Raw genomic sequence first — 15,522 nt, forward strand, 5'->3', positions numbered from 1 at the left:
GGATTTTTATAAAATATCCAACACCCGTTCCAAGGCCATTCCGCGACTTCCCTTGATCAACACCATTCCCTTTTCCAATGGATTTTTTCGGATATGTTCTTTTAGAGCATCAAAGGAGTGAAACTTTTTGAGTCTAGTCTTTGTGCCAAAAAAGTTCTCGCCCACCAAAAAAACAGCATTGAAACTAAGTTCTTTCGCCAAATCGGCAATAGCTTGGTGTTCTTCGGCAGCGGTTGGCCCCAATTCAAACATATCACCAATAATGAGCGTTTTATTTTCAGCCTGCATGGCACTGAAATTTTCCAATGCGGCACGCATGCTGGTGGGGTTGGCATTATAGGCGTCGAGAATGATGTTTAGTCCGTTTTTCTCGATGAGTTGAGAACGGTTGTTCTGGGGTTGGTAGGATGCCAGAGCCGTTTTGATATCTTCCAAAGGCACATTAAAATATTTGCCCATTAAAATAGCCGCACAGCAATTGAAAAAATTGTACTTGCCAATAAGTTGGGTTTCCATGCGCATTCCTTCCACCTCTAGCACCACATACGGATTGGCTTCCAAAAATTTGATGTTGTAATATTGAGAGTCTTTTGTGCTGAATCCTATTTTTTTAATGTACGCACCCAATTTTTCCAACTGAATGGGGTCGTCGGCATTCATAAAGATATGCTTGTCATGGGCCATAAGGTGGTCGTACAATTCACTTTTCCCTTGAATGACGCCTTCCACGCCTCCAAAACCTTCCAAATGGGCCTTTCCAAAGTTGGTGATGTAACCAAAATCAGGCTGGGCAATATTGGACAAAAACTCGATTTCCTTTTTATGATTGGCTCCCATTTCAACAATGGCAATCTCGGTATCCTTTTCTATGGAAAGCAAGGTCAATGGCACCCCGATGTGATTGTTCAGGTTGCCTTTGGTGGCCATGGTCTTGTATTTTTTGGAGAGTACGGCATTGATCAACTCCTTGGTGGTGGTTTTTCCATTACTTCCGGTCAGCGAAATGACCTTTGCATTGGAATTTTTTCTGTGGTAGGTGGACAGTTGTTGCAGGGTTTGCAACACATCGTTACAAAGTATATGCCTCTCCGAGGTTTTATGTTCATCTTCATCAATTATGGCATAGGCCGCGCCTTTTTCCAGGGCATCATTTGCAAATTCGTTGCCATTGAAATTGGGGCCTTTTAAAGCAAAAAAGAGGCAGTTATCCGTTATTTTACGTGTATCCGTAGAGATGGTAGGGTGCTCTAAAAAGAGCGCATGAAGCTGTTCCATTGTCATAAATCGAAGATAAAAAAAAGCCCCGACCAAATGACGGGGCTTTTAAGAATTTATACGCTGAAATTATCTTGCTTTTTTATGTCGCACGGTCTTGTTCTTGGTTTTGGATTTTGATCCAACCCTAGACATGGCACATCTAAATCCAATGTCATCCGTAGCCATATATTGTGGTAGATATCTACGCTGTGCAGGATCTAACCAATAGGCTCTGTCTCTCCAAGATCCACCTTTGTACACACGAACTTCATCATTGATCAAAGAGGTTCTGTAATTAGAAGTGTCATACTTTCTCACAAGTTGTCCTGTGGAGTCACGCTCAGCTTCAAACTGGGGAGAATCGTACATTTTTCTGTTGTCCTCCTCATCACTGAATCTGCTAAAGAATCTTGAAGAACCTGGGTCTCCATCTCTATAGCCTCGGTTGTCACTCTTGTCAAAATTGGTTCTTAGATACGTTTCTTCTTCGCCTACGGGAACTTCTTTAATTTCACCAGGAAGGTTCATGGCAACAATTTTTCCGTTTGGCAATGTATCGTAGACAATTTTGTCTTCCAATATTTCAACTTTACCATCTTCGCCAATGGCTTTTTTCATGAAAACGTTTCCACGGTAGTAGTTGAAATCACTGATTTCATCATCTACAATAGGTCGGTATACATCCGCTACCCACTCGCTTACGTTTCCGGCCATGTCATATAGACCAAAATCGTTGGGCTTGTAAGATTTCACCTGAGCGGTGATATCGGCACCATCATCAGACCATCCAGCGATTCCGCCGTAATCTCCTTTACCTTGTTTAAAGTTGGCCAACTGGTCACCACGACCTACGCGTTGTCCGTTACGGGTGTAATCACCTTCCCAAGGATATTTTTTTCTACCTCTGTAGTTATTATATTCCCTAGATCCAACAAGTGCTTCTGCAGCATACTCCCATTCTGTTTCGGTGGGAAGTCTGTATTCTGGCATAATAACGCCACTGCTTCTTTTGGCAAAAGCATTGATGGAATCACGTTTTTGCTTTCCCTGTAGTGAATCAATTTCACCACCGTATACTGATTCTGGATTATTTAGGTAGGCCTCAGTACTAAAGGTACCGGCAACCTCACCATTCATGACTTTGTATTTGGTGTCGTCGGCTAGAAAGCCTTCTCTTTCCAACATCAATTCGTTTACCCTGTCAGTTCTCCATTCCGCATACTGCGTGGCCTGCACCCAATTAACACCGACTACGGGATATTCTGCATAGGCGGGGTGTCTTAGGTAGTTGTTGGTCATGGTCTCGTTAAAGCCCAATCGGTTTCTCCATACCAAGGTATCGGGCAATGCGCCTTTGTAAATATTGGCATAGTTTGGGTTTTCAGGTGGATAGACTTCTTTTAGGTAATCCAAGTACTCTAGGTACATAACATTGGTCACCTCGGTCTCATCCATGTAGAACGATTGTACGTGCTGCTGAGTAGGTGTGTTGTTCCAATCGTGCATTACATCGTCCTGAACCTTTCCTTTTGTAAAGGTTCCACCTTCAACAAATACGGTTCCTGGAGGTGTTTCTTGCTCTTTGAAATCTGAATTGTATTGAAATCCACCCTCTTTTGCATTAATTTTCCATCCCGTGGCTCTAGAGACGTTTTTTGAGGAGGATGAGGAGTTTTTACAACTTGAAAAACTTCCCACTACAATGGCGCAAGAAAGTACAACTTTGATAAAGTGCTTTTTCATAATTTGGGCTTGAGTACTTTAAAACTCAGGGCGTTATGCCCTCAGTAACTTCAATTTGTTTTGATTTTTTAAATCCTTCAATGGCATTAAAACGATGTTTTGGCCATTATATTTTGTGCTCATGAAATAATTGTAACATTGTATTTTCAACAATTGCCACACTTCTGTAACGCATCTGGTTTTAAATTAGTATGGACTGAGCTTGATTTAACGGTTTTAGGGATGCAAATAAGGAGTTGTCAAAAACTCGAACCCAATACATTATATTACATTCGTTAAAAAAAGTACACCTTATTACAAGAATTTGCACAAAAGTCCGTTAACATGTAAACGTCTAAGACTGTTTTTGGACCTAGAACTTTACTAAACGCTAAAAACTTAAAATGAAAAAGTTACTGATATTGGTAGTGCTTCTGGCCGTAGCCCCTCGGTTAAGCGCTCAGCAAGAAAGAGTAATTACTACAGCTGTTCCTTTTTTGACCATTGCGGCGGATGCTAGGGCGTCGGGTATGGGGGATATGGGTGTGGCTACTTCTTTTGACGCGTATTCGCAACAGTGGAACCCGGCAAAATATGCTTTTGCTACCCAAAAAATGGGTGTAGGCGCCAGTTATACGCCTTATTTGGAAACCATTGTCAACGATGTTTCTCTTTTGAACGCCAATTTTTATAACAAGCTTAATGATCGAAGTGCTTTTGCATTTGGTCTTCGCTATTTTGGTTTGGGTGAAATAGAATTACGCCAGACCATAGATGAGGATGCCACCTTGGTAAAGCCAAATGAATTTGCAATTGATGGGTCCTACTCCTTGAAATTGAGCCAGAGTTTTTCCATGGCCGTTGCAGGACGATTTATCAGTTCCAATTTAAGATTTCAGGATGGAACACAAGATTCCCAAGCTGCCAACGCTTTTGCCGTAGATATTGCTGGATTTTTCCGTTCCAGGGAGATTGCATACAATAATTATGATGGCCGCTGGAGAGCCGGTTTTAATATTTCCAATATTGGAGGCTCCCTTCAATATGATGAAGGAGGTCAAGAAAACTTTTTACCGACCAACTTGAAATTTGGTGGAGGATTTGATTTTATTTTCGACCAAGACAATATTTTGGCACTGAACACCGAGTTCAACAAGTTGTTGGTACCCACCCCAAGGGATTTTGATGGTGATGGGGTAATTGGCCCAGAAGATAATGACCAATACCAGAACATTAGCTTCTTTAAAGGTATTTTTGAATCTTTTGGAGATGCGCCCGACGGGTTCAGTGAAGAATTAAAGGAAATTACATGGGCGCTTGGGGCCGAGTATCGATTTAGGGAAGCCTTTATGCTTAGGAGCGGATACTTTAATGAAAACCAGGATAAAGGTTCCAGAAAATTCTTTACCCTAGGAGCAGGTTTTAAGTTTAAGTCCGCACAGATAGATCTTTCCTACCTGTTCTCAACTTCACAAGTAAAGAACCCATTGGAGAATACATTGCGTTTTTCACTTACCTTTAATTTTGGTGAGGAATTTTACAACGATTAGAACATCCACAAAATAGTATTGTGAAAAGCCTGTCCGCGGACAGGCTTTTCTTATTTTTGGTAAAGACCAAGCTGATATGGAAAAAAAGCAGATTAGTTTTGAGCTTTCCATTTTTGAAAATGCAGGAGAGCTTTCACAAAGTGAACAAAAATTGTTACAAGCTGCTGAGCAAGCCCGTGAAAATGCATATGCGCCCTATTCCCGCTTTAACGTTGGTGCCGCACTTTTGTTGGAAAATGGGGAGATTGTCATTGGGAGTAATCAAGAGAATGCTTCATACCCCTCAGGCCTTTGCGCAGAGCGTGTAGCCGTGTTTCAGGCAGGGGCTAGATTTCCGGGAGTGGCCATTAAAATCTTGGTTATAAGCGTGTTTTCCAGAGACCATGTGGTTGATGAACCTGCCGCACCTTGCGGTAATTGCAGACAGTCCATTATGGAGTATGAGCAAAATCAAAAATCGCCCATAAGCATCATACTCAAGGCTGAAAAAGGGCCCATATACAAATGCAATTCCATGGCAGACATTTTACCTCTGGCTTTCAACAGTTCATTTTTGGGGGATTCTTAAACCAATTCTTTTTCCAAAAGAGATATATATGTATTTTTGCTCTCCCCATCACAGGGGAATTTCACACTAATAGTATCGTTGATGAAAAAAATCACTAAAGAAGTTTACCTAAAATGGTATGAGGACATGTTGTTCTGGAGAAAGTTCGAGGACAAATTGGCCGCTGTATATATTCAACAAAAAGTGAGAGGCTTCCTCCATTTGTACAATGGACAGGAAGCTGTTCTGGCAGGTGCGTTGCATGCCATGGACCTTACCAAGGATCGTATGATAACCGCTTACCGAAACCATGTTCAGCCTATTGGTATGGGTGTTGACCCAAAACGTGTGATGGCCGAACTTTTTGGCAAGGTCACAGGTACTTCTAAAGGTATGGGGGGCTCCATGCACATTTTTTCCAAGGAACACCGCTTCTATGGTGGCCATGGAATTGTGGGGGGTCAAATTCCATTAGGTGCAGGATTGGCCTTTGCCGATAAATACTTCAAAAGAGATTCAGTAACGCTTTGTTATATGGGTGATGGTGCGGTGAGACAGGGATCACTGCACGAAACCTTCAATTTGGCCATGTTGTGGCAATTGCCTGTGGTGTTCATTTGTGAAAATAATGGCTACGCCATGGGGACTTCAGTGGCTCGTACGGCACACTCCACAGACATTTGGAAATTGGGATTGGGCTATGAAATGCCCTGTGGACCAGTTGATGGCATGGATCCAGCCATTGTGGCCAAAGAAATGGACAAGGCCATTGAACGTGCCAGAACAGGTGGAGGGCCAACCTTCTTGGAAATGAAGACCTATCGCTATAGAGGGCATTCCATGAGTGATGCGCAGCATTACCGAACCAAGGAAGAAGTTGAGGAATACAAAAAGATTGATCCCATAACCCAGGTAAAAGATATTATTCTTGAAAAGGGATATGCTTCTGAAGAAGACATTAAGAAAATTGATAAGAGGGTGAAAGATTTGGTAAGCGAATGCGAGAAATTTGCAGAAGAATCCGATTTTCCACCAATTGAACAATTGTACGATACCGTGTACGAACAAGAAGACTATCCATTTTTACAACATAAATTATAAGTAGATGGCAGAAGTAATCAACATGCCCAGATTGAGCGATACCATGGAAGAAGGTACCGTGGCAAAATGGCTCAAAAAAGTAGGCGATAAAGTGGAAGAGGGCGATATTTTGGCCGAAATCGAAACGGATAAGGCCACCATGGAGTTTGAATCATTTCATGAGGGAACCCTGCTTCATATCGGAATAGAAGAAGGTGATGGAGCTCCCGTTGATTCACTTTTGGCCATTATCGGTGAAGAAGGAGAAGATATCTCCGCTTTGCTTAATGGAAGCGGTACAACCGAGTCCAAAGAAGAAACTACCGAGGATGCTGAGACTAAAGCCGAAGAAAGTTCTGCTTCTGAATCAAGCAGTGAACCTGCTGATATTCCCGAAGGCGTTGAAATTATCACCATGCCCCGTTTGAGCGACACCATGGAAGAAGGAACCGTGGCCAGTTGGTTGAAAAAAGTTGGGGATACGGTTGAAGAAGGTGATATTTTGGCCGAGATCGAAACGGATAAGGCCACTATGGAATTTGAGTCCTTTTACTCAGGAACTTTATTGCATATTGGAATTCAAGAAGGCGAAGGTGCTCCGGTTGATTCACTTTTGGCTGTGATAGGTCCAGAAGGAACCGATGTTGATGCCGTTTTAAAAGCGCAAGCCGGTGGAGGCTCCTCTTCCAGTAAACCAAAAGAAGACGCTGAACCTGCCAAAGAATCCAAAAAGGAAGAAGCACCTAAAACAGAAACTACGGCAACCCAAGATGGAAGTCGCATTTTTGCTTCACCCTTGGCCAAAAAGATTGCAGAGGAAAAAGGCATCAACCTGTCAAATGTAAAAGGTTCAGGCGATAATGGAAGAATTGTAAAGCGTGATGTTGAAAATTATCAACCTTCACAAACTACTGCGCCTACTGCTGAAAAAACTGCAGATGTCTCAGCTCCTGTAGCTCCGATAAGCTTGCCGGTTGGTGAAGAGAGTGTGGAAGAAGTGAAAAACTCTACCATGCGTAAAGTCATTGCTAAGCGTTTGGGTGAGTCTAAATTCACAGCGCCGCACTACTACCTTACTATTGAGGTGGATATGAGCAATGCAATGGCTTCTAGATTACAAATCAATAATTTACCCGATACCAAAGTATCGTTCAATGATATGGTATTGAAGGCCTGTGCCATGGCCCTTAAAAAACATCCTCAGGTGAACACCTCTTGGAATGGTGACACTACGGTCTATAAGCACCATGTGCATATGGGTGTGGCCGTTGCAGTAGATGAGGGACTTGTAGTTCCCGTAATCAAGTTTGCCGATCAGCTTAGTCTAACACAAATTGGTTCAGCCGTTAAAGATTTGGCGGGCAGGGCGCGAGGCAAGAAAATAAAACCCGACGAAATGGAAGGTAGCACCTTTACCGTTTCCAATTTGGGAATGTTCGGAATCCAAGAGTTTACCTCAATTATCAACCAGCCCAACTCGGCTATTCTATCCGTTGGGGCCATTGTAGAAAAACCGGTGGTCAAGGATGGACAGATTGTGGTTGGAAATACCATGAAAGTAACCTTGGCATGTGATCACAGAACCGTGGATGGTGCCACTGGCGCACAATTTCTACAGACCTTAAGGGCCTATTTGGAAAACCCAGTGACCATGTTGGCATAGTATTGTCCCTTTCGACTCCGCTCAAGGGACGGTAGACACCTTATGAATTAGAAGCATCCTTTTAGGATGCTTTTTTTATCTTTAGAAAAGTCAAAAAACGAAAAACATGAAAATACTTGCATATACTTTTAGTTTGATGGTAATGATGAACTGTGGTTCGTCAAAAATGGTTCAAACTCCTTCGCAAAGTGGAGAGCAGAAGGTAACGAATAATACAGCAAAGAGTGATGAAGACTCCTTTACCAACTCGGAACGAATTGCTGAAATCATGAATTATCTAGCCTCAGATGAATTAAAAGGACGTGATTCTGGGAGTGAAGGCATTGAAATGGCCGCACAATACATCGAAAATCATTTTAAATCGTACGGGGTAAATCCCTATTTTGAATCGTATCGCGACACGCTTTCCAACTATAAAAAGACTTCCTATAACATCGTTGGAATTGTGGAAGGAAACGACCCTGCTTTAAAGGATGAGTATATTTTAATAGGAGCGCATTATGATCATATTGGCACCATTGCTCCTGAAAATGGGGACTACATTGCCAACGGAGCCAACGACAACGCCTCTGGAACTACCTCGGTCATGGAAATAGCACGGTATTTTGGCACGCAAAAGACCAATAAGCGTAGCTTGATTTTTGCCCTATTTAGCGCAGAGGAAAAAGGATTGTTGGGATCGGAACATTTGGCCAAAAAATTAAAAGAGCAAGATTTGAACCTGTATACCATGCTCAATTTTGAAATGACGGGCGTTCCATTGAATAAAAAGGATTATGTAGTGTACATTACTGGGTATGAACGTTCCAATTTAGCCGAAATCAGCAATAGATATGCTGGTGAAAATTTAGTGGGGTTTTTGCCTACAGCTAAAGAATTTAATCTTTTTCAACGTTCGGATAACTACCCTTTTCACAAGGAATTTGGAGTGCCATCGCACACCTTGTGCACATTTGATTTCACCAATTTTGCCTTCTACCATAAAGTAGGGGATGAGATAGATGTAATGGATTTTGAGCATATGGCTACCCTGGTGAATAAAGTATTGCCCGTTATAGAGGGCATAGCCAATGGCCCTGAGAATGAAATTCAACTTAAGTAAGTATTTCTGTCATTTCGAATCCCTTTGTTTAAAGGGTGAGAAATCTTTTTAGTGCAATATGGTATGAATAGTGAGATAGTAGAGCTCTTATTGTTAGCATTTTCATAGCTATTGGTGAAATTCGTATCACGTGAAATAAGATTGAAATACAAGAAAATATCCCTTTGAGTGGACTTTAGGGGTGTATGGATTCCCGCCTTCCTGCCTGCCGCAGGCGGGCGCGGGAATGACAAATTAAAATTTAAAATGGCAAACATTATTATTACTGGAACAAGCAGAGGAATAGGATTTGAGTTGGTACAACTTTTTGCTCAAGAAGGGCATAATGTGCTCGCCTTATCCAGAAATGCCCATCCAATTGCCAACTTAAAATTACCCAATGTGCATTCCCATTCGTTTGATTTGGCCAGCCCAACGGATTTTAAAAAGGTAACCGATTTTTTGGAGCAGGAGCAATGGCACATTGTGGATGTGCTCATCAACAATGCAGGAAGTCTGCTCAATAAACCTTTTTCGGAAACAACAGCAACCGAATTTGAAGCGGTTTACAAAGTAAATGTCTTTGGTGTGGCTGAATTGACCAAAACTGTGCTGCCCAAGATGGGCCAAGGAGGCCACGTGGTTACTATTAGCTCTATGGGTGGGGTGCAGGGCAGTATGAAGTTTCCGGGATTGTCCGCCTACAGTTCCAGTAAAGGGGCAGTAATCACGCTGACCGAACTTTTGGCCGAGGAACACAAGGAAACCGGACCCAGTTTTAATGTGTTGGCCTTGGGTGCCGTACAGACTGAAATGCTGGAAGAAGCTTTTCCGGGTTACCAAGCGCCAGTAACTGCTTTGGAAATGGCCACCTATATCAAAGATTTTGCTTTGACAGGGCAAAAACTCTATAATGGAAAATTGTTGCAAGTGAGCAATAGTACACCGTAGTTTTAATACGAAACTTCAACCTTCGCCCCATCAGATTCAATCCAAACTTCATTTTCTAAAGCAGATTGCGTTCCTTCCAAGATTTGCAATTGGTTCAACTGACTTTTTGGAATCTTCAATTTCATTTTCCACTCAGCATTGGTCTGCTCAATTCTGATGGTGGTCTTTCCATCTTTTTTGGAATAAAACATAGATATTTCATTGGCGCCATCGCCAAGGATTACATTTTCCAAAGAGCACTCATCCCACGTATCGGGCATTAATGGCGAAATCAATACTTGTTTTTGTGCAGCGCGGGGTTGTATGCCAAAAAATTGATGGATAATAGGGTAGGCGTAGCTATAAATGTTCCAAGCTTGGGTAATCATTCCATAATCTGGGGAAACCTCATACATACTACCCGGCAACGCGTAGCTAAAGGTGCGCGTCATCCGTTCTAAATAATTGAGGGCCTCATCCGGTCTACCATAATTGTTCTCAGCTCGTGCCTGGACCCCCGTGGGCAAGGTCATTACAGCTCCCGTATAGGAGAAAATTTTAGACCCTTTAAATGAACCATCATCGGAGCCTGCAGATTGGTCACGGTCAATTCCTGTAACAAAAACCCCGAAGGGGTTTACAAATTGTTCAGCCGTTTTCAAGGCTTTCAAGGCTTTTGTTGTATCGGCAATTCCCATTTCCATGGGAGTGTTCACCACCCAATTGTGGTGCATCACAAAGGGTCTTGGTTTGTTGGAAGGATGGGTTTTAATGTATTTTCTTGTGGCTTCCAGCTCTTCAATGGCCCAAGGTTTGTTCAAGGTGTCTGCCCGAACAATGGCATCCTCGATAAGATGCAGGGCCTGGGCATCTGTTCCAATAAAATCTGCGTAGGAATTGAAATTTTCTGACCAAAACTCAGTATTGATTTTTTGCTTGAGTTGGTCTGCAATCTCTTGATATTCTGCCGCTAGTGAATCTTTACCCAATTCCGTCGCCATTTTCGAAGCATCGGCAAAAGCTTTTTGGGAATAGGCGGCTACATCGATCATTTCACTGTCCAATCCATGAATTTCCATCATACCAAAACCTTCAGGGAACCCATTGCCGTCCAGATCATTTTCTTCCATCAACCATGAAAGGCCTTTTTCTATGGTAGGGAAGTATTTTTCCAGAAAAGACAGGTTGCCGTTCCATTGGTAAATGCTCCAAATCAATGAAGCAAATTGAGGCGTTTCATTGATATTTCCTTTATTGAAAACAGCCCCGTTCGTGGACATTTCATGGATGATTTTTCCATTGCCATTCACCCTGTTCGACACACTGTCCAGCAAGGCTATGGTGTTGTAGACGGCCTCAGTTTGTCCTATGGCCATATACCCTTGAAGCGCATACTCACTGTCCACCCCAAACCACCAAGGATAATCTGGAATGCCTGCGGTGATGCCTGAGCCGATTTCAGGAACGGTACGCACCAACCAATCGCAGTTGTATTTTAACCATTCAAAAGCCTGTTGCATTTTTTTGTCTGGGATGGTCAATTGGGTTTGATGGGCCAATTGTTGATACCGTTGCTTTTTGTCTTCCAACAGATTAGGCCAAGCCGACTTTATGTTGTTGAACGTAGAAATGGCATGCTCTTTTGAGGTATACGACCCTGAAATGATAAAATTGATGGTTTTGGTCTCATTGGGTTCAATCGCCATGGAATAGGTCAACTGATTGGAAGCTCCTAAGCCTTGGTAGGTGTTTTTTGCTTCAGATTTTTGATTGGGAGCAGTATCACCGGCATAACAAACAAACCAAGGATTACCCCGGTCTTTTGTAATCCATCCCTGAATAGCTTCCTCAAAAACAGCTTCATCTTGAGTGTCGTTCATATTGGTGCGCTCTCCCAACCACGTAGGCCGCAAATCCGAATGGCCGGTAAAGATTAAATCAAATGTGGTAGCTTTTGAAGCGTTGTTGGTCAACTCAACCTGAACCAAAAGTCCTTCCGTATCATCGGGAACGAATTGCCAGCGTTTCACCACAAGATTTTTTGAAGGAAGCGAAAACTGATGCCTATTGGCAAACGGATAGTTGGTGAACGTATCGGCTTTGTTCAGCATGAAGGATTCATCACCCCAATGAAGTTCAATTTCAAATCCATCCATCAATTTAATGGGATGATTCCAAATACCGCCCATTTCCCCTTTTATGTGCCATCCAATCTCAGGAAATGAGCCATCTTGATGCCCAACGATATATACCCTGTTTCCCGCGGATACAAATGGGGATGACAAATATTCGGTTTTTCCATTGATGTGGGTGCTGTTTTCCAGCAGGTTGGAAAACGTAGTGGGCTTTTCAATCTCTGCACAGTTCCAGAAAAGAACTCCCAACAGGGTTATTTTATAAATGGACCATTTCATAAAGACAAATTTTGATAAAAATACACAGATAAATTTTCTGGATTCCTATGAGATTGATTTCTACCATGTAACTTCGTATTCAGAAGAACAACTTTGAATTGAACAGCACCTTACAAAAATATCTACCAGAACGCGCCGTGACCCCATGCTTTGAGTTGATACAAGCTCATGGCGTTCATTTAAAGATTGTAAACCACAGGGTTACCAGGCATGGTGATTATCGGAGATTGCCCAACGGAATGCATCAAATTACTGTGAACGCTTCGCTCAACAAATACCGATTCTTGATTACACTCGTCCACGAAATAGCGCATCTGGTCGCATTTGAACGGTATGGTCGCCGAATAAAACCCCACGGTATGGAATGGAAGCGTACCTTTCAACACTTAATGGTTCCTTTTATAAGGCCGGAGGTTTTTCCATCGCAATTATTGCCCATTATTGCGAATCATTTTAAAAACCCCAAGGCCAGTAGTAGTACGGATGCTAGATTGTCGATAGCGCTGAAAACTTTTGATGTTGAAGAACGAACACAAAGTTATGTCTATGAGTTGCCTGAAGGAAGTACGTTTAGGTTATACAACGGCAAGCTGTTCAAAAAAGGGAAGAAAAAGGTAAAACGATACGAATGTGTGGAATTGTCAACGGGCAGATTATATTTGTTCCAACCAAATGCTGAAGTGGAACAGGTAAGCGACAAACTCATTGAACCACCGTTCTAAACGAAAACGAATGTCATGAACAAGAATTATTACGCAGTTTTGATGGCCGGAGGAGTCGGTTCCCGATTTTGGCCTGTGAGCACTACCGATAACCCCAAACAGTTTCACGATATGCTGGGGAGTGGTAAAACCCTTATTCAGAAAACTTTTGATCGGTTGAACAGGTTTATTCCAACAGAGAATATTCTTATTTTGACCAATGAGCGATATAACGATTTGGTACTGGAACAATTACCTAAAGTAAAGCCTGAACAGGTGGTTTTGGAGCCCGCTATGCGCAACACAGCCCCCTGTATTCTGTATGCATCATTGAAAATTCAAAAAATGAACCCAAACGCGGTAATGATTGTCGCGCCTAGCGACCATTGGATTGAGGATGAAGAGGCTTTTGAAAAAGACGTCGTTGCTTGTTTTGATAAATGTGAAAAAGAGGAGGCATTGTGCACCCTTGGAATTCAGCCCACTTTTCCCAACACAGGGTTTGGTTACATTGAATTTGAAAAAGGAAGTGATCATAAACTAAAAAAAGTGTCCCAGTTTAGGGAAAAACCAGATTATGAAACCGCAAAAGAGTTTTTGGCCCAAGGAAACTTTCTTTGGAATGCAGGGATATTTATGTGGAGTGTAAAGACGATAGTGGATGCCTTTAAAAAGTATCAACCGAGCCAGTATGATTTGTTTGGAAAAGGAATCTCTTGCTACAACACAAATGAGGAAAATGCATTTATTCAAGAAAATTACCCTAAGGCGGAAAACATATCCATAGATTATGCTATCTTGGAACAATCCAAATCCATTTATACTTTACCGGCCACATTTGATTGGAACGACCTTGGCACTTGGGGAGCGCTATATGATAAGTTGGACAAAGACGAATCAAACAATGCTGTAGTCAACAGTAAAGTGCTTTTGGAAAATGCCAGTGGCAATATGATCCGTTCCCCAAAGGGGAAAATTGTTGTAGTGGACGGATTGGAGGACTATATTATTGTGGACAAGGAAGAAGTATTGTTGATTTACCCCAAATCCAAGCAACAAGATATTAAAAAAGTATTGGGTCAGGTCAAGGAGAATTTTGGCGATCAGTTTGCATAACATATGAGTGAAAATCAATTAAGTGGGGGGAGTACATCTAACCATGATAGTGGAGACGATGTAAAAAAGGATTTCAAAGGTCTTTTGGGGAGTATGCGCAAGTTTTTGTCCGAATTGTTGGAAATTCGGACCAATACGGATGCCGCGGCCACCAAGGAATCCATTATAGCGGATATTCCTTTTAAAGGGCACACCTCTTGGATTTTGGTCTGTTCCATTTTTATTGCGTCCATTGGGCTCAATGCCAATTCAACCGCTGTTGTGATTGGAGCCATGTTAATTTCCCCGCTAATGGGCCCTATTTTGGGTATGGGGATGTCCTTGGCCATTAATGATATTGACACTTTACGCCGATCACTTAAAAACTTTACGGTAATGGTGGTCTTGAGCGTAATCACTGCTTTTTTGTTTTTCTATCTTTTCCCACTTCGTGATGAATCTTCTGAACTGTTGGCACGCACAAAACCGGATATTCGAGATGTATTGATTGCATTTTTTGGTGGACTCGCTTTAGTTATTGCTAGGGCTAAAAAAGGAACCATTGCCAGTGTTATTTTTGGTGTAGCCATTGCAACCGCGTTGATGCCACCTTTGTGTACCGTTGGTTTTGGGTTGGCCATTGGCAAGCCATGGTATGCAGCTGGAGCCATGTATTTGTTTACCATCAACACCATTTTTATTGGATTGGCGACATTCTTGGTCATCAAGTTCCTTCGATTTCCCATGGTGCGGTATGCCAACTCGCACCGAAGAAGACTTATTGCACGGTTGGCGTCAATTACTGGTATTTTGGTGATGATTCCAGCTGGATTTACGTTTTATCAGGTTTTTCAAGAATCATTGTTTAAAAAGCAGGCACAGGAATTTTTAAGGGATACCATTGAAGTTTATCAATTTGATGGAGCAGGGCGGTATGTGGACAATTTAACCAAGATTGAGTACACCGATGATGGAACTTCGCTTATTGAAATTGTCTGTATGGGCGATGAGCTTATTCCTGAAAACGTAATCAATACATGGAGAACCCAGAAGAATCAATATTCTAGGCTCAAGGATGCAGAACTCCACATTATCCAAGGAGGTAAGGATGATTCGGAAGAAAAATTTACCTATGTAAGTGAACTTTATGAGAAGAACAAGGCCGAACTTTTGAATAAGGATGAACAAATACGACTCTTAGAGGAAGAATTGGCGACTTTGACCAAGAATGCTGGAAGGCAAATTCCTTTCGGGGATATTAGTGCAGAGGCGAAGGCCAATTATGAAAATTTAGCAGCCCTGGGCTTTTCCTATCAAATACAAACTGATTTTAATAAATTGGATACCGTTCCGGTTTTTGAAATAAAATGGAAGAATGGTGTTGGCAACAATCAAAAACAGGCTGATGCCAAAAAGATGTTAAGTTGGTTGAAACTGAGGCTGCAGGATTCAACTTTGGTAATCAAAGAGGTGGAGTGATTT

General features: G+C 42.1%; 12 protein-coding genes. 9 read left to right on the forward strand and 3 right to left on the reverse strand.

The features are described from left to right. Positions 1-6 precede the first annotated feature (6 nt). Entirely contained in the window at positions 7-1,281 is a 1,275-nt protein-coding gene (locus ACFOWS_RS03695) for a UDP-N-acetylmuramoyl-tripeptide--D-alanyl-D-alanine ligase (RefSeq protein WP_379762634.1), read from the reverse strand. A 63-nt stretch (positions 1,282-1,344) separates the two neighbouring features. Further along, a complete protein-coding gene (gldJ, locus tag ACFOWS_RS03700) occupies positions 1,345-3,000 on the reverse strand; it encodes a gliding motility lipoprotein GldJ (RefSeq protein WP_366590888.1) in 1,656 nt (551 codons plus the stop codon). A 383-nt stretch (positions 3,001-3,383) separates the two neighbouring features. On the opposite strand from gldJ, the gene porV reads away from it, so the two are divergent. The 6 genes from porV to ACFOWS_RS03730 all read left to right on the forward strand — a co-directional run bounded on the left by porV (position 3,384) and on the right by ACFOWS_RS03730 (position 9,851). Then, the gene (gene porV / locus ACFOWS_RS03705) at positions 3,384-4,529 is read left to right on the forward strand and encodes a type IX secretion system outer membrane channel protein PorV (protein WP_379762635.1); all 1,146 of its coding nucleotides are present in this window, start codon (positions 3,384-3,386) and stop codon (positions 4,527-4,529) included. A gap of 76 nt (positions 4,530-4,605) precedes the next feature. Further along, the gene (gene cdd, locus ACFOWS_RS03710; RefSeq protein ID WP_379762636.1) at positions 4,606-5,097 is read left to right on the forward strand and encodes a cytidine deaminase; all 492 of its coding nucleotides are present in this window, start codon (positions 4,606-4,608) and stop codon (positions 5,095-5,097) included. A gap of 81 nt (positions 5,098-5,178) precedes the next feature. Further along, positions 5,179-6,177 carry a pyruvate dehydrogenase (acetyl-transferring) E1 component subunit alpha gene (gene pdhA, locus ACFOWS_RS03715; RefSeq protein WP_379762637.1) on the forward strand — a complete coding sequence of 333 codons (999 nt, stop codon included), beginning with the start codon at positions 5,179-5,181 and terminating at the stop codon, positions 6,175-6,177. Positions 6,178-6,181: 4 nt separating this feature from the next. Further along, positions 6,182-7,819: a pyruvate dehydrogenase complex dihydrolipoamide acetyltransferase gene (locus tag ACFOWS_RS03720; protein WP_379762638.1), complete on the forward strand. Its 1,638-nt coding sequence runs from the start codon at positions 6,182-6,184 to the stop codon at positions 7,817-7,819. 106 nt (positions 7,820-7,925) lie between these two features. Next, positions 7,926-8,921 (forward strand): M28 family metallopeptidase, encoded by a 996-nt coding sequence (locus ACFOWS_RS03725; protein WP_379762639.1) that lies wholly within the window; start codon positions 7,926-7,928, stop codon positions 8,919-8,921. 246 nt (positions 8,922-9,167) lie between these two features. Next, positions 9,168-9,851 carry an SDR family NAD(P)-dependent oxidoreductase gene (locus ACFOWS_RS03730; protein ID WP_379762640.1) on the forward strand — a complete coding sequence of 228 codons (684 nt, stop codon included), beginning with the start codon at positions 9,168-9,170 and terminating at the stop codon, positions 9,849-9,851. 2 nt (positions 9,852-9,853) lie between these two features. Here the strand turns inward: ACFOWS_RS03730 and ACFOWS_RS03735 are convergent, their stop codons facing one another. Continuing rightward, entirely contained in the window at positions 9,854-12,244 is a 2,391-nt protein-coding gene (locus ACFOWS_RS03735) for an alpha-L-rhamnosidase-related protein (protein WP_379762641.1), read from the reverse strand. Between the two features lie 98 nt (positions 12,245-12,342). Here ACFOWS_RS03735 and ACFOWS_RS03740 point away from each other — a divergent pair, with 98 nt between their 5' ends. Genes ACFOWS_RS03740 through ACFOWS_RS03750 form a run of 3 tightly spaced genes read left to right on the forward strand, consistent with a single transcriptional unit; the run spans position 12,343 to position 15,519 of the window. Beyond that, positions 12,343-12,966: a SprT-like domain-containing protein gene (locus ACFOWS_RS03740; RefSeq protein WP_379762642.1), complete on the forward strand. Its 624-nt coding sequence runs from the start codon at positions 12,343-12,345 to the stop codon at positions 12,964-12,966. Positions 12,967-12,981: 15 nt separating this feature from the next. Continuing rightward, positions 12,982-14,061, forward strand: coding sequence for a mannose-1-phosphate guanylyltransferase (locus ACFOWS_RS03745; protein WP_379762644.1), 1,080 nt, complete (start codon positions 12,982-12,984; stop codon positions 14,059-14,061). A gap of 3 nt (positions 14,062-14,064) precedes the next feature. Then, a complete protein-coding gene (locus tag ACFOWS_RS03750) occupies positions 14,065-15,519 on the forward strand; it encodes a DUF389 domain-containing protein (RefSeq protein ID WP_366590878.1) in 1,455 nt (484 codons plus the stop codon). Positions 15,520-15,522: the final 3 nt, after the last annotated feature.

It is taken from the genome of Flagellimonas marina (assembly GCF_042651185.1).
GTDB lineage: Bacteria > Bacteroidota > Bacteroidia > Flavobacteriales > Flavobacteriaceae > Flagellimonas > Flagellimonas marina.